Below are 23041 nucleotides of genomic sequence, written 5' to 3' on the forward strand. Positions count from 1 at the left end.
TTCATCGATTCATCCACTTTACATTTTCTTTTTTCTCTTCATTGACGACGAGTTGGAAGATATCAGGTCTTGAATAATGCCCCACTACATCGAAGTCGAATTGACTAGAAGAAATATCACGCAAATCAAGATCTGCCAGCAGTATCTCTTCCTGACCATAGACAGGTTCTTTTATATATTCGCCTAAAGGACCGACTATTGCACTCCCCCCTCGGCACATCTCATCAGGAGAAGATGCTAACTCATCATAGCAGGCTAAATCTTTAGGATACATCTCTTTATTCACATATTGATTACAAGATAGAACGAAGCATCGGCCTTCTGCGGCAATATGGCGAATCGTAGATTGCCATAGTTCCCTGGAATCTGCCGTAGGGGCTATATAGATTTGGACGCCTTTTGCATACATCGCTGCTCTAGCTAATGGCATATAGTTTTCCCAGCAAATTAAAGCGCCTATTTTACCGTACGGTGTATCGAAAACCGGCAGTGTGCTGCCATCCCCCTCTCCCCATATGAGTCGCTCGGAACCTGTCGGCTTTAGTTTACGGTGCTTTCCAAGTAAGGTTCCATCTGGTCCGAAAAACAATACGGAACAATATAAAGTCCCGCGACTTGATTCGTCATCTCTTTCAATGACACCGATGACGAGGTAGACACCAGCTTTGCGGGCTGCTTCTCCTAATCTGTCAGTCGTTCTACTTGGAACTGGAACTGAATTTTCTAAGTAACGAAGCCAGTCCTTTCTTCCTTCTGGAGAACGGCTTCCTACTGTGGCGCCAAAAGCTAGTCCTCTTGGATAAGCTGGTATAAAAGCTTCAGGAAACACAACAATATTGGCTCCTTTTTCTCCGGCCTCAAGTGTTAACGAAATGGCTTTTTCAGTACTTGCTTCTTTATCCATAATGACAGAAGCAGCTTGAACAACAGCAACTTTACATGTAGACATCTTAACCCCTCCTTAATCAAAGTGTAAAAATAAACGTTTATCATGTACAATATATCATCATCATAATGAGTATGCCTTATTGGAATAATGGAGGGTAAAATGAACATACGGGACTTTGAAATATTTAAAACGATTGCGGATTGTGGAAGTTTTTCAAGAGCAAGTGAAAAGCTTTTTATCGCCCAGCCTTCCCTCTCTAAAACCATTCAAAAATTAGAGAAAAAACTGGGTGTCATCCTTTTCGATCGGTCAAATCGAATTTTCAGGTTAACGGATGAAGGAGAGCTTGTATATGAAAAAGCGATCGCGGTACTGCAGCAAATGAATGAATTGCAAATGGAGCTGGGTGATACCGACACGCATATTCGCGGCCATTTAAAGATCGGTCTGCCGCAAATAATTGGTACCTTTTTCTTTTCGAAAGTGGCAAAAGCTTTTACTCAAAAGCATCCAGATGTGACGCTCGAAATGATTGAGGAGGGCGGCTTACATGTAGAAAAACTCGTTGAGAAAGGCGAAGTAGATGCGGCCTTTATTGTCATACCTGCCCAAAGTCATGAATTAGAAGAACAACTCATTTTTGAAGCGCCGTTTGTGGCTTGTTTACCAAAAAATCACGCTTTAAAAGATGAACAACAGCTCTCGCTTGAACAGCTTAAAGAGGATAAATGGATATTGTTTGATTCTTCATTTGCGTTAAGTCAAGTGATTTTAGAAAGTTGCCGTAAGGAACATTTTGTTCCCGATGTCGTTTACAGCACAACACAATGGGATTTGCTTTTGACATTAGTTCGTGATGAATTAGGAGTTGCGATCATTCCAAGTCCTTTAACTGACATGTATAAAGAGGACATTTGCGTAAAACCAATTAGCAGTCAATATATTCCCTGGAAAATTGGCATTGTCGTGAAGAAAGGTCGATATAAAACACGTGCTTTGAAGGCTTTTTTAAAAATCGTCACGGATATATACTATGGAGAAACAAAAAAAGCCTAATTCTCAAGGCTTTTTTTCATTTTGGATCACTTTCTGCTCGTTTTCTTAATCAAGTTCACGCCATCGTATGATTGACTTGTAGTATAGCCGCCGATTGGTTCTGGGAATGCGTCATATCTTTTCATTCTTTTGTCCACCTTATGATTTAAAGTGAGTGTGAAAGACACATTGCAAGATAAGCGCTCTCAAAATGATGACCGCTCTCTTTATGTTTCGAGCTTTATGATATAATAACTTGTCAATGTAAGCCATTGAGTGAAACAGAAATGAACTTGCTGGAAGGTATTCATCCTTGTAAAAGATTCTGAAGAAATGATAGGTGATCACAATGAGAAGGCTTGAGTCTGGTATGTCAGTAGACAATGAAATATTTTCTGATATTGTCAGGTATGAACACGAAACGATAAGCGGATCGACGATTAGCAACTCGAATGTTCATTCACCTATATTTTGGAGCTGTCAGCTGCGTCATCTTGTATTTAATACGTGTGATCTGACGAATGCGAGATTTTTTGCAGGTAGTACGATTGAGCATTGTACTTTTATTCGTTCTAATCTGCGCTCTGTTGGGATTGCTAAAGGCGAGGCTGTTTTTACGAATTGCGAATTTTCCTCCTGTGATATGAGAGGAATGACATTGGAGAATGCTGTGTTTATCAACTGTACATTTTATCAATGTAGGTTTAATGACCGCATTTTACAAGTAGCGAATATTGTTCACTGCACTTTTACCGGTAAGCTAGTGGATATAACGTTTGAGGGAAATGGTAAACAAAAGCTGATCGCCAACTTTGAAAACTGCATTCTTGACGGTGTTCGCTTTACAGGCTGTGACCTGTCGCAATGTATTCCGCCAGCTTCCAAAAACCATCTATATGTTGAAAAGGTCTCCGCGCGTGTCAAACAGGCATTGCTGAAGATAAATCATGACCCTCACCTTTCTGACGAGGATCGGAAAGTACTGGTACGCAGCCTGCGCAAGCTTGAGCATATGGAACAATATATTTTTAACACGGCGCATATGGAGAAAATACATGGGGCTGATTTTGTGGAGCGATTTTTCAGTTATCTGGAATGTAACAAAGAGAACGCTTGATGCGTCCCTCTTCCTGCTAAGTCTAGGTCGTACATCAACTTCTAGTATATTTGAGTGGAATCAGTTCCCCGATTTTCACTTTGACTAATTCGCCATGTATTTCTATATGGAAAAAGCTGATTTTTGTGAATATCAGCTTTTTCGTTATGCTCTTTTATAGCGGGCATACATATAGCGAATGATTTTTGTGATGACAGAGGTACACATGCATAAAAAGGTCATCAACACGACCCAATACATATTTGACATGTCAAACCCAGTATAGGCAAATATGAAAATAGTGGAGATGGCAAATGTGATGATAAGAACGATATAAACTCGCTTAAAGATGCAGTAGCCAACAATCCCCCAAATCAAAGATAACAAAGGCAATGTAAATAAGATCAGCGCCATAGGATGAAGAAAGAAAACACTCATCATGTCACTCTCCTTTATGAACGGGTGAAGAACCGAATATGTATCATATTAATAGGAAATTCGTGCGTTGTAAACAAAAATTGGAATTTAGGGAATTTTTAATCTGAGGTGAATTGACAATCTAAATGTATTTCATGTTGAATGGAAAAAGACTGCTTTCAGTAAGCAGCCTATTTTTTCGAATATTTAAGTCAGAGCATTTTGATGTGTGAAAAAGACCTAACTATTTATCACCTGAATGATTTTTTCCTGAGCATCTTGTGCCTCAGGGATTGGCATGACGACAAACACATGCAGCATTTCTGGATAAACAAAGGTTTTCATGTTAATTCCTTGTTCTGTCAGCTTTTCATCAAGCTTTAGTGCATCTGGATATAAAATATCATGTGTTCCAATAAAATGAGTGATCTTCCCAAGACCATGAAAGTCTCCGTGAATTGGACTGATTAATGGGTCAGTTACCTTTTTATCTGCTGCCCACATTTTTGTAATGACATCTATTCCTTCTGGCGCTAGAATGGGATCTTTATCGGCATATTCAGATATAAGAGGATTGCTTAAACTCATATCAACACATGCAGATAATAAAATAATATCCTTCGGCTGTGGCAGACTTTCCATCTTTAAGAGATGCGCCAGGCCAAGTGAGATATTTCCGCCCGCTGAATCTCCCATAATCGTTAATTGATCGGTACTCTCAACCGTTTTTAGTATTTCTTTATATAGATTTAAGATTTTTGGATAAGTATCTTGGTAGCTATAATGAGGTAATTTAGGATATATAGGAGCGACCACTTTGGCATTAAGGGATTGAGCCATTTTATCCATGTACCACCAATGGAAATTAAGAGGCTGGTTTATCCAAGCACCACCATGTATATAGAGAATCACCTTTTGCTTTTGCGGCATTTGGTCATTCAATGTGAAAACCTGCATTCCTTCGAAAATTTGCTCCTTTATTTCACTCACTAGTTTCACATCGTCTCCGATTGCATAAGGCTTCATATTTTCTATTTGAGATAGAAAGTTTTTGGTTTTTTCGACACTAGCAAAACTCTCTTTATTACTTTGGGACGTGAATAATGTTTCAAATTGAATACTTTCTTCAGAACGTTCTCCGTTAAAAATTTCGACACTCATTTTATTTCTCTCCTTTAAGCAGATATGTTTATTCGTCATCCTGATTCATCACACGAAATGATTTGAGATACACTTGTACTTCTTTCTCAGGAGTCTTTAATAAGTTAGATAAAAGGTCTTGAATGAGGCGCAGGCTTTTAATTTTCTTTTCAATTTCTTCATGTTTATGTTTTACAATTCTTTTTAAAGTATCAAGTTCTATGTCTTGACTCAGCATTTCCAATATTTCTTTTATTTCCTTTAGTGAATAACCCAATGATTTGGCATCTTTGATCAATTGAATTTTCACAATATAATCTTCTGTGTATAGTCTATAACCGTTCGAACGGCGTCTCGGGACAGGTAAAATGTTGTGTTCTTCATAGTAACGAATTGCGGCAGGGCTTATTCCAGTTTGTTTGGCAAGTTCACCTCTAGTCATCAACTCCATTGTTACTCCTTTTTTGTGATTTTATCTTACTATAATTACATTATAAAGGTTGAACTATACTTCAAGGTCAAGAGATGTTTTCGTGAAAAATAAAACACCATCGCATGCAGCCGGTTAAGGCGCCCTGAGATGGTGTTTTTCATCATTCAATCTGCTTTTATAGGTCTTCTCCATTTGATGCGATAACATTTTTGTACCAGAAAAATGAATCTTTACGGTAACGATTCAGTGTACCATTTCCTAGGTCGTCTTGATCCACATAGATCAAACCATAGCGTTTAGTCATTTGAGATGTTCCGCAGCTGATTAAGTCAATACAGCCCCAAGGTGTGTATCCCATTAAGTCAACACCTTCTTTTACTGCTTCTTTCATCTGTTCAATATGTTTTTTCAAATAATCAATTCGATAATCATCGTGGATTTTTCCATCTTGTGTCAATGTATCTCTTGCGCCAAGTCCATTTTCACAAACAAATAAAGGCTTTTGGTATCTGTCATACAGTTTAATTAATGAAATGCGCAGACCCATTGGATCGATCGGCCAATCCCATTGTGATAATTCCAAGTGTTCATTTTTAATCGGGCTGTCAAACGTACCCGCTAGCTCAGCGGCATCTTCACGCGCTTCTGCTACGTGTGACATATAGTAGCTGATCGCAACAAAATCAACAGTGCCCTCTTTCAAAATTTGTTCATCCTGCTCTTCAATATACAGCTTGATTTGATTATCAGCAAAATATTTCACCATGTATGTTGGATATTCGCCTCTAGCTTGAACATCAGGATAGAACATATTCAATTGATTCGATTTGACTGCCTGCAGCTGATCCTCTGGTTTTGTTGTTTTTGCATAGGCTTCGATTTGGTTAATCATACAGCCAATTTGGACATCTGGAATGATTTCCTTCGCTGCCTTCACTGTTAATGCACTTGCCACAAATTGATGGTGAGATGCTTGGTAAGCAGCCTGTAATTTATGGTCTACTAAATCCTCTAAAATGCCAGCACCTGTATAAAGACTATTGAGGTTCATATTCATTTCATTAAATGTAATCCAATATTTCACTTTGTTTTTATATCTTTCTAAAATCGCACGTGCGTATTTTTCGAACAATGGGACAAGCTCTCTACTCATCCATCCATTATATTTCTCTGTTAAAGTAATCGGCATTTCATAATGAGACATTGTTACTAGCGGTTCAATTCCATATTTCGCACATTCATCAAATACTTTATCGTAAAAAGCCAATCCTTCTTCGTTCGGCTTGTCCTCTAAACCTGTTGGAAAGATTCTTGCCCATGAGATGGACAAACGAAAGACTTTAAATCCCATTTCTGCAAACAGTGCGATATCTTCTTCATAACGATGATAAAAATCAATTCCGCGTCTTTTTGGGAAATCAAATGCATCAGGATTTTCCTTGTATTTGTTTAGTTCAGCTGAACTAACATCGAATGTAAAGTTGTTTACTTTTCCTTGTGCATAGGGATCTTTATATGCCGCGAAGTCTGAAGTTGACAGCCCTTTCCCGCCTTCTAAATACGCGCCCTCTATTTGATTGGCAGCTGTTGCGCCACCCCATAGAAAATTATCTGAAAAACCTTTTTTTAATTCTTTCATTTCAATCATCCCTTCTATTTATGATTAATGAATGAGCATTAAGAGTTTATTTTCTCCTGCGTTGACATAAGAGTCACCTGTATGGATCACATCCAGGTACTTCGAGGAATTAGTGACGATAATAGGTGTCACGACATTTAATTCTTTTGATTGAATTCCTTCTATATCAAATGATAATAAATGATCCCCAATGTTGATTTCATCTCCTTCTTCCACCAATACCTCAAAGAATTGACCATTTAGGCTGACGGTATCAATCCCTACATGTATTAATAATTCAATCCCATCATCTGAAACCAAACCTATTGCATGTTTAGTAGGTGTAACGGTCACTACTTTTCCGGAAAACGGTGCTTGTACCACCCCCTTATCAGGCATAATCGCTACTCCCTTGCCCATCATTTCGCTTGAGAAAACGGCATCATTGACTTCAGATAAAGGAACGACCTGACCAGTTATAGGTGCTTGTACTTCATAAGGATTTACTTGTCTGGCAGCTTGTTGATTGACTGCATTCTCTGAATCTTTAGATGACTTTCCTTGTTTTAGCGGCTGACCTTCTTCTTTTGTGGCAGGTTCTTTAAAACCAAGGAACATAGTGACAAGCAGTGAGACCAAAAAGCTCAGCGCTATTCCAATTAAAGCGAGCTGGAAATTGTTTGTGCCTTTCATAATGTAGGTTGGCAGAGATGTAATACCTGGAATTGAAAATGCTGTCGTTTTGACTGAAAATAAACCATAAAAACATCCGCCAACTGCGCCGCCAATTAATGAAGCATAGAAAGGCTTTTTCAATCTCAGTGTGACTCCATAAATGGCTGGTTCTGTGATACCAAAGAAACTCGGAAGCAATGTTGATAATGCCAAAGACCTTGTTTCTACTCGTTTTGTGCGAATGATGACTCCTAAAACGGCGCCTGCTTGTGCCATATTGGCAATAAAGTTCATCGGAAGCAGCATGACATCGTATCCAACTTTTTCAAAGCTGGCAAACGTGCTTGGGAAGAATGCGTAATGCATCCCAGTTAGCACAATTAAAGGCATGAGGCCTCCCATTAATAAACCTGCAATCGGTCCAGCAAAATGGAATAAAGAAGTGAAAAAGATCTCTAAATATTGACCGAAAACGTTTCCAATAGGCGCTATGAAAGCTAGTGTAAGAGGCGCTGTGATCATTAAGCTCAGTACCGGTGTAAATACGATGCTTAAGGATTTTGGAATGACTTTCGTTATCCACTTATCGATAAAGCTAAGCAGCAGTACTCCTAAAATAATCGGTAAAACGGAAGAAGTATAATTATTTAATGGAATACTCAATCCTAAAAAACTAAGTGGGTCTGCTCCTTTTGCTGCCCCTTCCACCATCGTGGGATACAATAAAATCCCAGCGAGTGCCATCGCGAGAGATTCTCGTGTTTTAAATTTCTTCGCTGCAGAATAAGCAATGAGGAAAGGTAAAAAGTAAAAGACAGCATTTGAAAAGATTTGTAGTACAGCATAGGTAGAGCTTTTTTCCGTCAGCCAGCCTAAACTAACGAACAAAGCCATGATCCCTTTAATCAATCCACTACCAACAATCGCCGGCAAAATCGGTGTGAAAATTCCGCTAATGACATCGAATACGACTTCGATTGGATTCATCTTTGACGTATTTTTAGCAGGAGAAGAATCATTGCTGCTGTCACCAATCAGATGGTCGATTTCCTCATAGACTTCTGCAACTTTTGCTCCAATAATGACTTGGAATTGTCCGCTTTGGAATTGCGCTCCGAGCACTCCATCTACTGTTTTCAGTTCATCTACTTTTACCTGTTTTTCATCGTTGATATTAAATCTCAGCCTCGTAATACAATGCCAGCTTTGAGATATATTGCCTGTTCCGCCGATTAATTTGATAATTTCTTGCGCCAATTCTTTGTTGTTCATGTCTTCACCCCTTCATTTTCACAAAAAAAACCTAAACAAAATCCACCATTAGAAAGACCATTCTTCTAAATGGAGATTTGTTTAGGTTAATGCTTTTTCATAACACGCCTAAAAGAAATCATGTATTCTGTTGATGTTTCTTTGTGATTCTTTCAATATGAATGACTAGAAAAACAAGTTCGTCTTCTGTGACATTCCAATTAAATTCACGCTTTAACATTTCTTTAATAATCAAACCGCATGCATAGCTCTTCATATAACGATCCTGAATTAATTCTTTTAATGAATCATCCATCTGCTGAGGCGGTTGATTTGTTTCTTGTCTGACAATAAAATATCTCAAATGAGTGATAAACCTCGAATAATCTATCGATGATTTATCTAATACCATCTCGAAAATGTTTTGAATAATCTTAACGATTTCCTTCGTGAGATGGGTCATTTTGATCGTATCTCCCATAGACTGACCATCTATTTGAGCGTTTACAAAATGAAGGGCAATAAGTGAAGCTTCTGTATCTTCAAAGGTAACCCCCATCATTTTTTGAATAATTTTAAGTGCTTTTTTCCCAATTTGATATTCTTGAAAATATAGATGTGGAATTTCCCATACGATAGGGTTTTCATATTCCATTTTTTCTTGATGCCTTTGAATAGAAAAGGTAAGATGATCAGATAGCGAAAACAGCATGCTGGAACCTAATTTTTTATTCAACATCTCTTCGCCCATATGAATGATTTTTTCAGTTAATAAAAGGATATCAGTTGGGATAGCGGCAAGTTGAGATTCTAATGGAGACGTCTGATCAGAATAAAATGTCTTACTGACAGCGCTCTCATCAAGAGTATCACCTTTTTTCTTCTTAAAGCCTATTCCTGTACCAAAAACAACTACTTCATTTTGCGTGTCTGTTAGAGCTAATACGATATTATTGTTTAAAACTTTAACGACGGTGAACATCTTCATCCCACCTTACCTAAAACTGCTAAAAAAAGCATAAAAAAACACCAAAATCTCAGCAAACAACGTACAAATGTACAACATGTTTACCTGACTTGGTGGTGCCTGATGATATCAGTAACACTCCTGCATCGGTTACGACTTTATTGTAAACACAGGATAAACCAAAGTCAACTATTTTTTTCGGTAAGATAGATTTAAATACCTATATTATAGTATGTCGTTTATAAATTATTTTAAAAGGTAAATAAGTTTAAGGTTGCTGTAAGGTTCGGATTAATACAGGTTAAGGTTCAGGTAGTACAATGGGTTTGTAGTGAATAAATCATAGAGGTGAAACGTTTTGAGAGAAAATAAAATCTTGTCTTCATTATGTTACTTTAGTATCTTTTTTGCACCATTTTTGTTCCCAATTATCGTCTATTTCTTAGGTCAGGACGACGTGAAATATCATGCGAAAAAATCATTATGGACGCATATTATTCCTTATTTGATTTTTGGTATTGGCATCCTTGGTTCAGGTTTACTTGGTATGAAAGATATCAGCCATGCGGGGCCTTTCTTAATTGCGACATATGCAGTAACATTCCTCGTTGCTATCTACTTCTTCATTTGGAACATTGTGAAAGGCATCAAAGTGTTTTCAGAATAAATAATAGATGAAAAAACGGTTCTGTTGTTGATCAGAACCGTTTTTTTTTTTGTATGTTTTCATGCTGGTAGTTGGATGTCAATTGTTGTTCCTTTTCCTACACTGCTACGGATCGTGATATCCCCGCCGTGCTTGACGATAATATCCTTTGCAATAGCCATCCCAAGACCAGAGCCTGCATGCGAAACTCCTGTATTTGTCCCTCTGTAATAGCGGTCAAACACTTTTTCCAGCTCTGCCTCTTCTATTCCTCTGCCGTTGTCTTGAATCGTAATATGGGTTCTTTCTTTTTGTTCAAGCTGTACAATAATCGTCACATCAGGATCATTGTGAACGAGGGCATTTAAAATCAGATTGGTGACCGCTCTTCGAATGAGGATTTTATCAATATTCAGCATGAGCTTGTCTTCATTCGTTTGAAGCTCAATCGTCTGATCGGCATATCTTGAATCGTTTAAAATATCAATTAACGTTTCCCGCAACAGTGACACAATGTTGACCAGCTCTTTATTTAGCATGACGCCGTTATTTTTCAGCCTTGTTGTTAAATTCAGATCCTCCATGACATCTTTGATATACAATGATTTATTCTCAATGATGCCCGTGTAATGTCTAATGTCCTGGTTTGAAAGAGGATACTTTGGGTCTTTCATGATTTCTGCATAGCCTTGAATAGAAGCTAGCGGCGTTTTAATATCATGAGAAATATGGCTGATCCATTCTTCCCGCATTTGCTCTAGTTTGTCTTTTTCTTTTTTGCTTGAAGCGAGCTGCTCTGATAAGTGATTGACATTATAGAAGACATCTTTATAAATTCCTTTAGCAGGCAGATTTGTCGTGTAATCGCCGTTTGCCAGCCGCTGGATGCTATGAATGGCACGGGCGAGCGGTTTTGTGAGCTGCCGGCTGAATAAGTAACCAATGAGTAACGCTATGATGGCATCTATTGATAATAAAATCATCGTCCCGATATTGAATCTTGTTACTAAGTCCTTCGTGTCAAACGAGAATAGGTACTTTCCGATGGAAGGGTCTTTAAATCCGATAAAGTAGCTGTATTCTTTGCCCTTTACTTTTTTTCCGCCAGCATAAATGGTCGATAATAATTGCTTATCTTTATATTTATGTAAGTTCACGATTTCTATCGGTGTATATTTGTTCTTTAATCCTTTAGGTGCCAGCGCATGATACACGTTTTGGCCATTTTCGTCTAAAATTTGAATCCATGCATTCTGTTGTTTTAAGGCTTTCTGCCCTTCTTTGTTTACGGTAATGCCTTGATCAGAAAAAGAGACGTATTGTTCAAATGATCTTGTGAAGGTTTCGGGCGTATTTTCCTCGTTATGCTGGCTGTTTGCCTGAAGTACGAGCCAAATCATAAATCCGAATAAGTTGATAAAGACCGTGATAATGGTCACGATAATGACAGAGACCATATACCTGCCTGTTAATCGCCATTTCATCTTTACGCATCCTTTACAACAAATTTATAACCAAGCCCTTTGACGGTGACGAGAAACTCTGGTGTTGACGGGGAATCCTCTATTTTTTCCCGTAGTCTTCGGATGTGAACCATTACCGTATTGTCAGAACCGAAGAAGTCTTCCCCCCAAACGGTTTGATAAAGCGTTTCTTTACTGATGACGCGGTTCGGATGCTGCAAGAAGTAGGTCATCAGCAGAAGCTCTTTTGGCGTGAGCTCAATGATCGCACCATTTTTAGTCAGTTCTGCTTGCTGCTCGTTTAACTCAAACGGCCCTTTTTTGATCACGGGATCGGCTTGAGTTGACTGCAAATATGAGATCCTTCTCAGCTGCGCTTTCACCCGGTAGGCGACTTCCTTTGGACTGAATGGTTTTGTAATGTAGTCATCTCCGCCGATGGCAAGTCCTACAATTTTGTCGGATTCTTCTCCCTTTGCTGATAAAAAGATAATCGGAACATGGGAGGTCTCTCTGATTTGTCTGCAAATATCATAGCCTTCACCGTCTGGCAGCATAATATCAAGTATGACAAGATCGGGTTGTTCTTGATGAAATTTTGCAAGCCCATCACGAGCAGTTGAAGCTGTGATGACGCGATCAATGCCTTCTCTTGTTAATACAGTGTTAATTAATTCCAAGATTTCTTTTTCGTCATCGATCATTAATACTTTGCTTTGAAGCTTTGGCATACATTGATCACTCTCCTGAAGTCATTGCCATTATTATACCCAATGTAAGGACATAGTGAAAAAATCAACTTCCTATTTGCATAAAAAAAGCCAATTTTCTTTTGAAATGAGAAAATTGGCTTTTGGTGGTTCAATTCATTCTAGCGTTTGACCACAAATGTTGTCACACTTTGAGCCGGGAGATGAGCCCAAAATTGATTACCTGATATATTTAAGTCTGTACCAGGCTGAAGGTTGCTGTTGCTGCTTGTGATCCATCTTGACGCTTGTGAAGCAGTTCCGTTTTGCATCACAAAGTGCTGATTGACTCCTGTATTGTTTTTGTTAATCGCGACAATGACGACCTGATTGTTTCCTTTATAGGCTGATACGAAAACATTCGGTTCAGGACTTTTCGTTGCATCAATTCTGATGTATCCTGGGCGTACAAACTTGGAGAAATGCGCCATGTTGTAACCGCGTTTACTGATCAGGCCATCTTCCTTCATAGGGCCGTAGGATCTGCGGATGTACCACCAAACATATGCCTGAAAGTCCCCTTCTACCATCGAATGGTGAATATGCTCTGAAACCCCTAATGCCTCAGGCCAGCGGTCCGCTGAATTGTTATCGCTATTCGGGTAGTAGACCTCTGTCATCCAAAGCTCCTTTCCCCCGCCCTTTTGTTTGAAAAGAGGATACGGAAGCTGACTGATTTGGGTTCCGTACAAATGGGCTCCGAGAATGTCCATGTTTCCAAGCGCCTGCGGATCGTTTAGGATAGGATCTGATATATTTTTAAGGTATTGAAAGGATTCTGGTGCGATCACGCGGGCATTAATGGAGCCAGCATTTTCTCTCATGAAACGCAGGATTTCCTGAGGAGTCCACCATGTCCATTCGTGTGCATAATCGGGCTCATTTTGTACAGATATAGCATAGAGATTGACGCCATTATTTTTCATATACGTCACAAAATCGTTCAGATGCTGAGCATATGCGGCGTATTGATTGTATCTCAGCCGCTTTGCAGATGTACCATTCCGGTTGAAGGTCTCTACCATATTGCTTGGAGGATTCCAAGGTGAAGCGATCACCAAAGCTCCATGCTCTATTGCTCTTTTGGCAGTGGCGACCTCTCTGTGCCAATTATTTCTGTTCTCATCTACAAAAATTCTTAGAATGGAAAATCCTAATTGATTCTGCCCATTGCCAAAGGCGGTTTCCCTTTGAGGTGCGGTCAAATCACCAATCCAAGCCGGATGATTCATTCCACCAAAGCCGCGAATCACTTGTCTTTCCGCATTGATATTAATATTGGCATCTGCTGCTGAAACCTCAGTCACGCCAGGTCCGATGAACATGACAGACAGCATGGTGAAGCAGATCAATAAAGTGCAGATTGGTTTTTTGATCATTGACATCAAATTCTTCCACTCTCCTATCATCTTGTCTTTCTTCGTTACCTTTGAGTAAACTGCCAGGAATCAAATTGAAATAGGTTTGCACCTGTTCCAGTAAAAACAAAAAATACGTTGTGCACGCCTGTTGCTCCGTTTACTGCCGTTTCTACTTCTCGCCAGTTATTTGTTCCCCCTGTGGAAGGGACATTCAGTGTTCCGACGAGTCTGCCGTCAGGACTTCCGAGGCGTACTTCTATTTTCCCGCCTGCATTTGATGCTACATTGGCTTTAAATGTTCTCGCACCGTTTGATCCGAAATCGACGTTACTGGCAGCCACCCAATCTCCGTTTTGAATGTTTGTGACATGCTGGTTATTGACCGGTCCGCCTGGAGCTGAAGATGCCTCTGTCAAAATGCGTCCATTCCATGCGAATGTTTCAGCTTCTACACGCTGATAAGGATTCAGGTTGGAAAGCTGTTTAACCCCTTCAAAATTGGCTGCGACTTCTCGAAGGGAGCCGTCAGCATTATGCACAAGTTTATTAATATGCGGAGATCTGTAGCCTTTTCCTGATCCGTATAAAGCAGAGCTGACCGTTTGGGTATGATACACGACATACCACTCGTTTTTAAAATTGAACACAGCATGATGGTTATTACCGCCTCCCCCGAAAAATGCACCCGGATTTTTCAGGAAGTGCCCTCTATACGTAAAGGGACCCATCGGACTTGAGCTCGTCATATAACCGATCTCACCAGGTGGTTTATCTGCTGGGTGGGAGCCGCCAAAGTTGATGCAATAGGAATAGTAATAGGTTCCGTTATACTTATGCATCCCCGAATCTTCAAACATAAAAGGAGCATCAATGGTTGATGCGCTGCCTACCACACTTGTCATATCAGGTCCTAGTTTTAGAACTCTTGCTGTTTTAGGATTCGCCCATTGTCCCTGCGTTGGATTAGAACCGCCTGGAACACCTCCGCCGGCATATAGATAACCAGTGCCGTCATCATCTACAAAAACGGCAGGATCAAAAAGCCATACAACTCCAGCCATCCCTGGTGTATTTGGCGTGACGAGTGCTTTTCCGATAGGATCTGTCCATGGACCGATGGGGGAGTCTGCTGTCAGAACGCCAATCCCTCCGCCGCTGTTCGCGAAATAAAGGAAAAATTTATCCTTCCCATTGATTTTTTTCACCGCTGCTGATGGAGCCCAGGAAGCACCTGCCCATTTGGCAATTCCTTTGCCGCCATTTGCTCCATTTGCCCCAGCTACTGGAATCGCGCCATGATCTGTCCAGTTCACCATATCTGCTGAAGAGATGACAAAGACCCTATTCAAATTGGCAAAAGAATTATCCTTAATCGTTCCGTTGCTGTGATATTCATAGTCATCACTCGACATATAAATGTACACTCTTCCGTTATAGGTGAGCGCAAATGGATCAGCGCCCAAGTGGTGGTCTATGAGCGGGTTGGCATTTCCTACACGTTTTGCAATTGTTGTGCTTGCCGCACTCGCATCATATACCGGTAAAAAGCTCAGTACCAAAGCAAGAATCAATAAACCAACGCCGCACTTCATCCTCGTCCTCATCGTTTCATTTCCTCCTGTTTTCATCTTCCTAATATTGGGGTTTAGGCCCAATTTCAAAATATGTTGAGAGGTACTGATGAAGAATGAATATAAAGAATGATTTCTAGTGTAAATCCTTGCAGTAATCATGATGAAAACCCTTACTTTTTGACTAGAAGACAACAAAAAATGCAGTCTCCCATGCTGGGGCTGCATTTTTTCTTCTTATGATTCATTGCATATAGCTTACATATAACGAGCGGTGACCATTTTCTTTCTTGTGTAAAACTCCACTCCGTCTGTTCCATTGGCATGCAAGTCCCCGTAGAAAGAATCCTTCCAGCCGGAAAACGGGAAGAATGCCATTGGTGCGGGTACACCGATGTTTACACCGAGCATGCCCGCTTCGATGTTTTCGCGAAACTCTCTTATGCTTGATGCACTGTCCGTATACAGACAGGCACCATTCGCAAATTTTGATTGATTGGACAGGTCGATGGCTTCTGCTAATGAAGAAACACGGACAATTGATAAGACTGGGGCGAAAATCTCGTCCTGCCAAATTTTCATTTGATTTGTGACATGATCAAAGATCGTCGGTCCGACGAAATACCCTTCTCCATTTGTTTCGTGGTCTTGCCGGCCATCACGAATGAGGCTTGCTCCTTCTTCAATCCCTGACTGGATGTATTGAAGCGTTCGTTCTTTATGTTCTTTTCGAATGACTGGTCCAAGAAAGACGTCTTCATTAATCCCGTTTCCAATGACGAGCTCGTTTGATTCATCCACTAATTTTTGAATCAACTCATCAGCCACTTCTTCTTCCACTGCGACAACGGCTGCAGCCATGCAGCGCTCTCCTGCTGATCCAAAGGCAGCCCCGATGATTTGTTTCGTTGCCGCGTCTAAATCCGCATCTTTGAGGACAATGGAATGATTTTTTGCGCCTGCAAGTGCTTGGACACGTTTGCCATGCTCCGTTCCTTTTTTATAGACATATTCAGCGACTGGCTGAGAGCCGACAAATGATATGGCTTTGACCTTTTGATGTTCAAGCAGGCCGTTGACGACATCGTGAGCTCCATTGACGATGTTGAGAACACCTTTTGGAAGACCCGCTTCTTCAAACAGCTCAGCTAACCGTGCCGCAAGAATAGGAGTTCGTTCTGAAGGTTTTAAAACAAATGTATTTCCGCAGGCAATGGCAAGCGGGAACATCCAGCATGGAACCATCATTGGAAAGTTAAATGGCGTAATGCCGCCGATGACGCCAATGGGATAGCGGTACATGCCTGATTCAAGTCCAGTCGCAATATCTGGCAGCTGTTTTCCCATCATTAACGTCGGTGCGCCCGCAGCAAATTCCACACATTCAATCCCGCGCTGCACTTCTCCTTTTGCCTCTGTTACACTTTTTCCGTTTTCAATCGTTACGAGTTCAGCCAGCTCATCCCAGTTCTCAACGAGTAACTGCTGGTATTTAAATAAAATGCGTGCACGCCGGGGAACAGCAGTTTTAGACCAAGTAGTAAACGCTTCCTGTGCTGCTTGTACCGCACGTTCAACATCTGTTTTTGTTGAAAGCGGCACTTCCGCGATGATTTCGCCAGTAGCTGGGTTATACACTTCTTCTGTTTGACTTGTTTCTGCCTCAATCCATTGTCCGCCAATATAATTTTTCAACATTTGTACATCTGTTTTGGTCATGTTCCCTCTCTCCTCTTTGTTAAAGAATGTCATGCTTAAAGGGTGTGTATGTATCGTCATTGTCTCATCTAACGGGCATTCATCTGTATACACTCTTTGTCAAATCAAACGGCAGTTTTGGTTTACGTTGTGATCATCTGGTTTGTTTGTGACATATGACACGAGAATGCCAAAAATTCATGATGTATTTTTGGTTAACTGTTGGTTAACTTTAGAAGATCATAATATGAAAATGGCCCTCAGTCAATCCTCTTTTTGCTTCATAAGAAATACCTGATGCGCTGTGCATCAGGTAGAGGCTGGTTCATTGATATTATTTGGTTGATCCTGCATATTGATTTGGTTCTATATAATTTGGCAGCATCTCTCCATGTGCTTCAATGAGTTCATCACATAATTTAATGGTGTCATCAATTGATAGTTCAGCGCTTGTGTGTGGATCCAGTAAAGCCGCTTGATAAATGTGTTCTTTTTTACCGCTGATGGCTGCTTCAATTGTCATCAGCTGTGAGCTGATATTCGTTCGATTGAGTCCAGCCAATTGTTCAGGTATCTCTCCGACATAGCATGGCATGATGCCGCTTCGATCTGCGACACATGGTACTTCTACACAGGCTTTTTCAGGCAGGTTGTCAATGAGCCCGCCAGTGTTCAGAACATTTCCGCCAAATTTAAAGGGAACGTTCGTTTCGATCGCTTCAATGATCCGGGAACCATATTCTTTAGAGCGGGTATGTGTGATCTGTGTGTTTCCTACAAGGTCATGCTTCATTGTATTCCAATTGTTGATTTGTTCCTCGCAGCGTCTCGGGTATTCGTCGAGCGGAATGTTAAACTGACCGATTAGTTCAGGGTACCGTGATTTAATGAAATATGGATGGTATTCGGCATTGTGTTCTGAGGATTCTGTGACATAGTAGCCGAATTTATCCATCAGTTCAAAACGAACCATATCATGATGCCGCGATTGCTGCTTTTCTTTTGCTCGTCTTTTGATTTCTGGATACAAGTCTTTTCCATCCCGTTTCACCTCTAATAACCATGCCATATGGTTAATGCCGGCGATTTTTTCTTCAATGCCTTCATGATCCATTTCAAGAGATTCAAATAGGTCCTTTGTACACACCTGCACACTATGACAGAGACCAATCGTTTGAACCTGAGTATAGCGCAGCATCGCCCCAGTCAGTGTGGCCATTGGGTTCGTGTAATTTAACAATAAAGCATTTGGGCAAACCTCTTCCATATCCATTGCAAAGTCAAGCATGACAGGAATGGTTCGAAGGGAACGGAAGATGCCACCGATCCCTACCGTATCTGCAATCGTTTGTCTTAATCCATATTTTTTAGGTATTTCAAAATCAATGATTGTACTTGGCCTATAGCCTCCAACTTGGATGGCATTGATGACATATTTCGCATCCTTTAAGGCTTCTTTCCGGTTTTGATAGGACTGGATGGTCACATTTGCACCGTAATTTGCTTTTAAATGCCGTAGCATCGTTTCTGATTCTTTCAGCCGGTTGTGGTCGATATCATATAATGCGAATTCAAAGCCTGCAAGGGCGGGAACAAACAGACAATCTCCTAATATATTTTTAGCAAACACGGTACTCCCTGCACCGATAAATGTAATTTTAGACATAGACGACTCTCCTTTTTACATCCATATTGGGCTAGCCTTTGATAGACCCTTGTGAAAGCCCTGCGATAAAATATTTTTGTAAAAGTAAAAACATCGTAACCATTGGCAGCATCGCAATGAGGGCAGCTGCACCAACGAGCTGAAGCTGATGCTGATTTTGACCAAAAAAATGGGATAAGGCGACCGTGAGTGTATGCATCTCTTTATCTTGCAAAAAGAAGATAGCAAATTGATAGTCGTTCCAAATATACACGCAGGCAATGATTAATACAGAAGCGGTAATGGGCTTTAGAAGCGGAAAAACGACAGTGAAAAAAACTCTGAGTGTCCCTGCTCCATCAATACGGGCAGCTTCTTCAAGCTCCTTTGGAATGGTCGACCGGATAAAGCCTGCGTATAAGAAAATCGTCAGAGGCAAAAAAGCAGCCACATTATTTAAAATAGCTATTTGATAGGTGTTCATCATCCCGATTTGAACGACCATTTTATAGAGCGGGACAAGGGCTGTGAGCGGCGGAATGACCATAATGGCAATAAATAAAACATAGACTGCTTTATTCAGCTTGGTGTTCCTTCTTGCGAGCGGATAGGCTGCAAGAGATCCAAATATAATGAGCAATACAGCGGAGCTGAACGTAATGATCACTGTATTCAAAAAGGACTGGCCAAGCTGAGCCTCTGTCCATGCTGTGCGGAAGTTTTCAAGGTGCAGCGCTTTCGGAAACAGCCATTTTGAACTAAAATCTCCTATCCCCTTTAATGAAGTCGTCACCAAAATATAAAATGGAATGAGGTGTAGCAATGTAATCAATAGTGCGAGGAAGGAGTACCATCTTTTCTTGCGTTTATAGGCGTTATCCATCACACCTCGGTCTCCTTTCGTTTGAAATAAATCAGCGCTGCGACACTAATGATAAGGATGATGACCGCCATGAACACCCCTTGCGTCGCTGCATAGCCTGCATCCTGACGTTTGAAATACAGATCATACATAAAGGTCGACATGGATTGCGAGGAATCTCCAGGTCCGCCGCCCGTGAGTGCCACAATGACATCAAAGAGCTTGAGCCCGCCAATGACATTCAGCACAACATTAATGGTGATCGACGGCATAAGCAGCGGCAATGTAATCCGCCTGAATTGTTGAAAGCTCGATGCGCCGTCTAATTGTGCCGCTTCGTAATAATCCTTAGGGATACTTTGAAGTCCTGCTAAATAAATGATCATCGCAATCCCGACGAATTGATAGGTGTTGACAAGCACAATGATCCATGTGTTGAATTGCGGGTTGCCGAGCGCATTTATTTGATCAAATCCAAAAAGCGTCACCACATCATTTAAGGCACCGCCTTGGTAAGCAAACACAAAATACCAAATATAGCCCATCGCAATCGGGCTGATCATGACAGGTAAATAGATAACTGTTCTTGTGATGGCTTTCATCTTTAAGCTTTGATTTAATAAGAGTGCATATCCAAGTCCGATGATATTTTGTAAGATGGTGCTCCCAATTCCGTAGAGAAGTGTGTTTTTGACAACAAGCCATGTCGCTTGATCCTGAAGCAGCCGCTCATATTGCTCAAGACCAATCCATTGATAAGTTTGTGAGAAACCGTTCCAATTCGTAAAAGAAAGCTGAATGCCGTTCAAAAAAGGATAAATGATAAAGGTACTGACGACGAGAACAGCTGGCATGTACATCCACCAAAGTGAGGAATTCTGGCGTTTTTGCATCTTTTGTTTTGGTAAAGAGGTGAATGCGGCTGGCTGCTTTGCTTTTGTGATGTCATTCATTGGCTTCACTCCTGTTTCAGCATCCATCGGCTATTGTTTTTTCAGACGCTTATACTCCTCTTCCATTTTCTTTGACAACTGTTCTGGTGTGATGGAGCCTGCTAATAATTCTTGACCCGTTGTTGCCATGACCGCCCACATTCCGCTTGGTAAGTATTTTCGATCGAAATACGGTTCAATCTTCACCTGTTCGTATTGATCGTAAAATGTAGAGTAATAGTTTTTCGCTTTCACTTGTTTTAGAGCTGTTTCAGAGGATGTGCCCTCTGCGATTTTTTTGGCGTTTTCAGGCTTTGCTAAAAAATCGATGAATTGCTTTGCTTCTTTTAGATGCTTAGAGTCCTTCCAAGCAGCGACAGTAAACCGTTCTCCGCCAATCCAGCTTTGTTTATCTCCTTCATGAATGGCTGGAACAGGCATCGTGCCTACTTTGATCGATGGATTCAGCTCTGTTGCTTCAGGTCCTAATGATCCTCCGACAAAGGTGAAGGCGATTTTGTTTTGAGCCATGAGTTCCGGTGCTTGAGAGAGTTTCGCTGTCAGGACATCTTTGTTTAAAAGGTCTTGATCTTTCAGATCTTTCATGAATTGTGCAAGCGGTGTATAGAGAGACCAATCAAATGATCCGTTTTCAAGTTCCTTTCCGTATTGATGTTTTTGATCGGTGATTAATAAAGGCGTCGCCAGCTCATCAAAGACTTGGGCAATATTTGAGTTATCTCCTCCTGGTATCCAGAGCGGCACAACATCTCCTTTGCTTTTTTCTTTCACTGTCAGCAAAGCCGATTTTAATTCATCAAGTGTTTTAGGGGCTTCGATGCCATATTCATTTAATAGATTGGCATTAAAGCTAAGCCCGTCTTTTGCTTGATTCAGCGGATAGGCGTACACTTTGCCATCTTGGTCCTTTAAAATCTGGTCGAGTGAAGGATCAAGCTGTTTGACCCAATCCATCTCTTTTAAATCTGCCACATACTCGCTATAGCGCAGTTTGGCCCAGCCATGTGTATCAAAAAGGTCTGGCATATCGTTTGCCCCCATTTTGACGCGGATCATATCTTCATAGCTGTTGCCTGGGAAATTGGCATCGATTCGAATGTGTTGATGCTCCTTTTCAAACTCACGAATCACTTCTTCAAACGCTTTTCTTTCCCCGCTGTTGCTCATCGTTGAAAATAGCGTCAAGGTGACCTTTCCATTTGCTTCAGAAGAGCCGTTATTGCCGCAAGCAGACAAAATCATGGTCAAGAAAATGGCTGCAATCAGCAGCATGATTTTTTTATTCATGGTTTCCTCCTTTTGATCACTGAAAATTCAGACGATAATCGGTAGAATTCATGCAGTTGCGGAAACAAAAGAAGTCCATTATACTGGAATTCTATTCTTTTCAAAGAGATAAGAGAGCATACCGGCAGGCTGCCTTGTTCTTAGCATGATCTGGCCATCATGCTAAGCAGCTTGTTTTCTGCTTTTTTGTCTCTTTTTTGTTTGCTGAAATCGATGGTTCACCCCCTTTCATGGATGAGACATGTACTGCCTCGCTCGATGAGTGTTGTTGGCACGACGACTTTTAGAGGAAGTTTTCTTCCGTTTATTCTCTCAAGCAAAAGCTTCAGACCGACTTCCCCCATTTCTTCTGTATATACTTTGACAGTCGTAAGCGGCGGGCTTGAAAATGATGCGGCTTCAATGTCATTAAATCCAACAATGGATACATCTGAAGGAACGTGTAGACCGGCTTCATGGAGAGCGCGCATTGCCCCGATGGCCATAGAGTCACTTCCAATGAAAAAGGCCTGCGGCAGTTTTCCTTTTTTGATAGCTTGCTGCATAAGCGAATAGCCTTCTTGCATGGAATATTCACCAATGTGGATGTCTTCCATATGAAGAGCGCCCGCTTCCTGCATTCTTTTCATAAACGTCGTTTGTCTTTCGTCCTCAATCACAGCGTTGCCTTCGAAATAATGCTCCCGCTCTTTCCCGCCAATATAGCCTAGATGTGTATAACCGAGTGATTGCAGATGACGAATGGCGCGATCTGCCGCTCTGACAAAATCCACATGTACACAATCATACAAATCTTCATCTGCATAATGATTGATAAAAACAATGTGTTCCATTCGATTTGTCATTTTTTCAACCGTATCGGGGCTGATTCGTCCAATGACGATCAAGCCGTCAATATCCTTTAGCATCGCCCCTTTATCCATGCTTCTTAGGCGAAAGGTATGGAGAGTGGACAGTCCTTGTTTGGCATATTCTTTTTCAATTCCTTTTCGAATCGATGAAAAAAAGGGATCATTTAATTCTTCGTCAATGGATTGAGCGACAACGATACCGATGACTGGGGATTCAGATGGGCTTTTTTCTTCTGCTTGATCGGCTTTTCTTGCTCTCACTGGGGTATAGTTTAACTTCTTAGCAATGTCGAGGATGTTTTGTCTCGTTGCGTGTGAAACGGCAAGTGTTTGATCGCCATTTAACACACGGGATACAGTGGAAACGGACACTTTTGCATCATGAGCAATATCTTTGAGTGTGGTCATAGGCAAACTCCTCATCGTTATTTGAC

20 protein-coding genes are annotated in these 23041 nt (G+C 40.9%); 3 read left to right on the forward strand and 17 right to left on the reverse strand.

Translation table 11 applies throughout. The features are described 5' to 3' along the window. Window position 1: 1 nt before the first annotated feature. Window positions 2–949: a carbon-nitrogen hydrolase family protein gene (locus NST59_RS08940; protein WP_058838656.1), complete on the reverse strand. Its 948-nt coding sequence runs from the start codon at window positions 947–949 to the stop codon at window positions 2–4. A 99-nt stretch (window positions 950–1048) separates the two neighbouring features. Here NST59_RS08940 and NST59_RS08945 point away from each other — a divergent pair, with 99 nt between their 5' ends. Beyond that, entirely contained in the window at window positions 1049–1945 is an 897-nt protein-coding gene (locus tag NST59_RS08945) for a LysR substrate-binding domain-containing protein (RefSeq protein WP_064498522.1), read from the forward strand. A 328-nt stretch (window positions 1946–2273) separates the two neighbouring features. Then, the gene (locus NST59_RS08950; protein ID WP_341040564.1) at window positions 2274–3041 is read left to right on the forward strand and encodes a pentapeptide repeat-containing protein; all 768 of its coding nucleotides are present in this window, start codon (window positions 2274–2276) and stop codon (window positions 3039–3041) included. Between the two features lie 144 nt (window positions 3042–3185). On the opposite strand, the gene NST59_RS08955 is transcribed toward NST59_RS08950, so the two are convergent. The 6 genes from NST59_RS08955 to NST59_RS08980 all read right to left on the reverse strand — a co-directional run bounded on the left by NST59_RS08955 (window position 3186) and on the right by NST59_RS08980 (window position 9536). After that, entirely contained in the window at window positions 3186–3458 is a 273-nt protein-coding gene (locus NST59_RS08955; protein ID WP_058838653.1) for a DUF2651 family protein, read from the reverse strand. Between the two features lie 219 nt (window positions 3459–3677). Further along, a complete protein-coding gene (locus NST59_RS08960) occupies window positions 3678–4598 on the reverse strand; it encodes an alpha/beta hydrolase (RefSeq protein WP_341040565.1) in 921 nt (306 codons plus the stop codon). A gap of 28 nt (window positions 4599–4626) precedes the next feature. Further along, complete coding sequence (locus NST59_RS08965) at window positions 4627–5028, reverse strand: MerR family transcriptional regulator (protein ID WP_047203156.1); 402 nt, start codon at window positions 5026–5028, stop codon at window positions 4627–4629. Between the two features lie 157 nt (window positions 5029–5185). Continuing rightward, window positions 5186–6649: a glycoside hydrolase family 1 protein gene (locus tag NST59_RS08970; protein ID WP_185847139.1), complete on the reverse strand. Its 1464-nt coding sequence runs from the start codon at window positions 6647–6649 to the stop codon at window positions 5186–5188. 24 nt (window positions 6650–6673) lie between these two features. Then, window positions 6674–8575, reverse strand: a complete 1902-nt coding sequence (locus NST59_RS08975; RefSeq protein WP_126681918.1) for a beta-glucoside-specific PTS transporter subunit IIABC — start codon at window positions 8573–8575, stop codon at window positions 6674–6676. A 118-nt stretch (window positions 8576–8693) separates the two neighbouring features. Then, entirely contained in the window at window positions 8694–9536 is an 843-nt protein-coding gene (locus NST59_RS08980) for a PRD domain-containing protein (RefSeq protein WP_039179007.1), read from the reverse strand. Window positions 9537–9879: 343 nt separating this feature from the next. On the opposite strand from NST59_RS08980, the gene NST59_RS08985 reads away from it, so the two are divergent. Next, on the forward strand, window positions 9880–10188 hold the full coding sequence (locus NST59_RS08985) for a DUF4870 domain-containing protein (protein WP_039179010.1): 309 nt from the start codon (window positions 9880–9882) through the stop codon (window positions 10186–10188). A gap of 59 nt (window positions 10189–10247) precedes the next feature. Here the strand turns inward: NST59_RS08985 and NST59_RS08990 are convergent, their stop codons facing one another. The 10 genes from NST59_RS08990 to NST59_RS09035 form a co-directional block, all read right to left on the reverse strand. Continuing rightward, the gene (locus NST59_RS08990) at window positions 10248–11651 is read right to left on the reverse strand and encodes a sensor histidine kinase (RefSeq protein ID WP_144490458.1); all 1404 of its coding nucleotides are present in this window, start codon (window positions 11649–11651) and stop codon (window positions 10248–10250) included. A gap of 2 nt (window positions 11652–11653) precedes the next feature. Continuing rightward, window positions 11654–12361, reverse strand: a complete 708-nt coding sequence (locus NST59_RS08995) for a response regulator transcription factor (protein ID WP_039179016.1) — start codon at window positions 12359–12361, stop codon at window positions 11654–11656. Window positions 12362–12501: 140 nt separating this feature from the next. Next, window positions 12502–13767, reverse strand: coding sequence for a glucuronoxylanase (locus tag NST59_RS09000; protein ID WP_039179020.1), 1266 nt, complete (start codon window positions 13765–13767; stop codon window positions 12502–12504). A 35-nt stretch (window positions 13768–13802) separates the two neighbouring features. Beyond that, the gene (locus NST59_RS09005; protein ID WP_144490457.1) at window positions 13803–15344 is read right to left on the reverse strand and encodes a glycoside hydrolase family 43 protein; all 1542 of its coding nucleotides are present in this window, start codon (window positions 15342–15344) and stop codon (window positions 13803–13805) included. Window positions 15345–15569: 225 nt separating this feature from the next. Then, entirely contained in the window at window positions 15570–17030 is a 1461-nt protein-coding gene (locus NST59_RS09010) for a CoA-acylating methylmalonate-semialdehyde dehydrogenase (protein WP_341040566.1), read from the reverse strand. A gap of 313 nt (window positions 17031–17343) precedes the next feature. After that, on the reverse strand, window positions 17344–18675 hold the full coding sequence (locus tag NST59_RS09015) for an alpha-glucosidase/alpha-galactosidase (RefSeq protein WP_341040567.1): 1332 nt from the start codon (window positions 18673–18675) through the stop codon (window positions 17344–17346). Between the two features lie 31 nt (window positions 18676–18706). Further along, entirely contained in the window at window positions 18707–19537 is an 831-nt protein-coding gene (locus NST59_RS09020) for a carbohydrate ABC transporter permease (RefSeq protein WP_039179030.1), read from the reverse strand. Continuing rightward, entirely contained in the window at window positions 19537–20469 is a 933-nt protein-coding gene (locus NST59_RS09025; RefSeq protein ID WP_064498581.1) for a carbohydrate ABC transporter permease, read from the reverse strand. The genes NST59_RS09020 and NST59_RS09025 overlap by 1 nt, the downstream gene beginning before the upstream one ends. Window positions 20470–20499: 30 nt before the next feature. Then, complete coding sequence (locus NST59_RS09030) at window positions 20500–21756, reverse strand: ABC transporter substrate-binding protein (RefSeq protein WP_039179031.1); 1257 nt, start codon at window positions 21754–21756, stop codon at window positions 20500–20502. A 218-nt stretch (window positions 21757–21974) separates the two neighbouring features. Continuing rightward, entirely contained in the window at window positions 21975–23015 is a 1041-nt protein-coding gene (locus tag NST59_RS09035; RefSeq protein ID WP_099663318.1) for a LacI family DNA-binding transcriptional regulator, read from the reverse strand. Between the last annotated feature and the right edge of the window lie 26 nt (window positions 23016–23041).

The organism is Bacillus sp. FSL R5-0439, assembly GCF_038008805.1.
Classification (GTDB): Bacteria; Bacillota; Bacilli; order Bacillales; family Bacillaceae; genus Bacillus; species Bacillus safensis.

Bases quoted from the DNA above. Each gene is read 5' to 3' on its own strand.
- NST59_RS08940 (WP_058838656.1), bottom strand. From the start codon at position 949: ATGTCTACATGTAAAGTTGCTGTTGTTCAAGCTGCTTCTGTCATTATG.
- NST59_RS08945 (WP_064498522.1), top strand. From the start codon at position 1,049: ATGAACATACGGGACTTTGAAATATTTAAAACGATTGCGGATTGTGGA.
- NST59_RS08950 (WP_341040564.1), top strand. From the start codon at position 2,274: ATGAGAAGGCTTGAGTCTGGTATGTCAGTAGACAATGAAATATTTTCT.
- NST59_RS08955 (WP_058838653.1), bottom strand. From the start codon at position 3,458: ATGAGTGTTTTCTTTCTTCATCCTATGGCGCTGATCTTATTTACATTG.
- NST59_RS08960 (WP_341040565.1), bottom strand. From the start codon at position 4,598: ATGAGTGTCGAAATTTTTAACGGAGAACGTTCTGAAGAAAGTATTCAA.
- NST59_RS08965 (WP_047203156.1), bottom strand. From the start codon at position 5,028: ATGGAGTTGATGACTAGAGGTGAACTTGCCAAACAAACTGGAATAAGC.
- NST59_RS08970 (WP_185847139.1), bottom strand. From the start codon at position 6,649: ATGAAAGAATTAAAAAAAGGTTTTTCAGATAATTTTCTATGGGGTGGC.
- NST59_RS08975 (WP_126681918.1), bottom strand. From the start codon at position 8,575: ATGAACAACAAAGAATTGGCGCAAGAAATTATCAAATTAATCGGCGGA.
- NST59_RS08980 (WP_039179007.1), bottom strand. From the start codon at position 9,536: ATGTTCACCGTCGTTAAAGTTTTAAACAATAATATCGTATTAGCTCTA.
- NST59_RS08990 (WP_144490458.1), bottom strand. From the start codon at position 11,651: ATGAAATGGCGATTAACAGGCAGGTATATGGTCTCTGTCATTATCGTG.
- NST59_RS08995 (WP_039179016.1), bottom strand. From the start codon at position 12,361: ATGCCAAAGCTTCAAAGCAAAGTATTAATGATCGATGACGAAAAAGAA.
- NST59_RS09005 (WP_144490457.1), bottom strand. From the start codon at position 15,344: ATGAGGACGAGGATGAAGTGCGGCGTTGGTTTATTGATTCTTGCTTTG.
- NST59_RS09010 (WP_341040566.1), bottom strand. From the start codon at position 17,030: ATGACCAAAACAGATGTACAAATGTTGAAAAATTATATTGGCGGACAA.
- NST59_RS09015 (WP_341040567.1), bottom strand. From the start codon at position 18,675: ATGTCTAAAATTACATTTATCGGTGCAGGGAGTACCGTGTTTGCTAAA.
- NST59_RS09020 (WP_039179030.1), bottom strand. From the start codon at position 19,537: ATGGATAACGCCTATAAACGCAAGAAAAGATGGTACTCCTTCCTCGCA.
- NST59_RS09025 (WP_064498581.1), bottom strand. From the start codon at position 20,469: ATGAATGACATCACAAAAGCAAAGCAGCCAGCCGCATTCACCTCTTTA.
- NST59_RS09030 (WP_039179031.1), bottom strand. From the start codon at position 21,756: ATGAATAAAAAAATCATGCTGCTGATTGCAGCCATTTTCTTGACCATG.
- NST59_RS09035 (WP_099663318.1), bottom strand. From the start codon at position 23,015: ATGACCACACTCAAAGATATTGCTCATGATGCAAAAGTGTCCGTTTCC.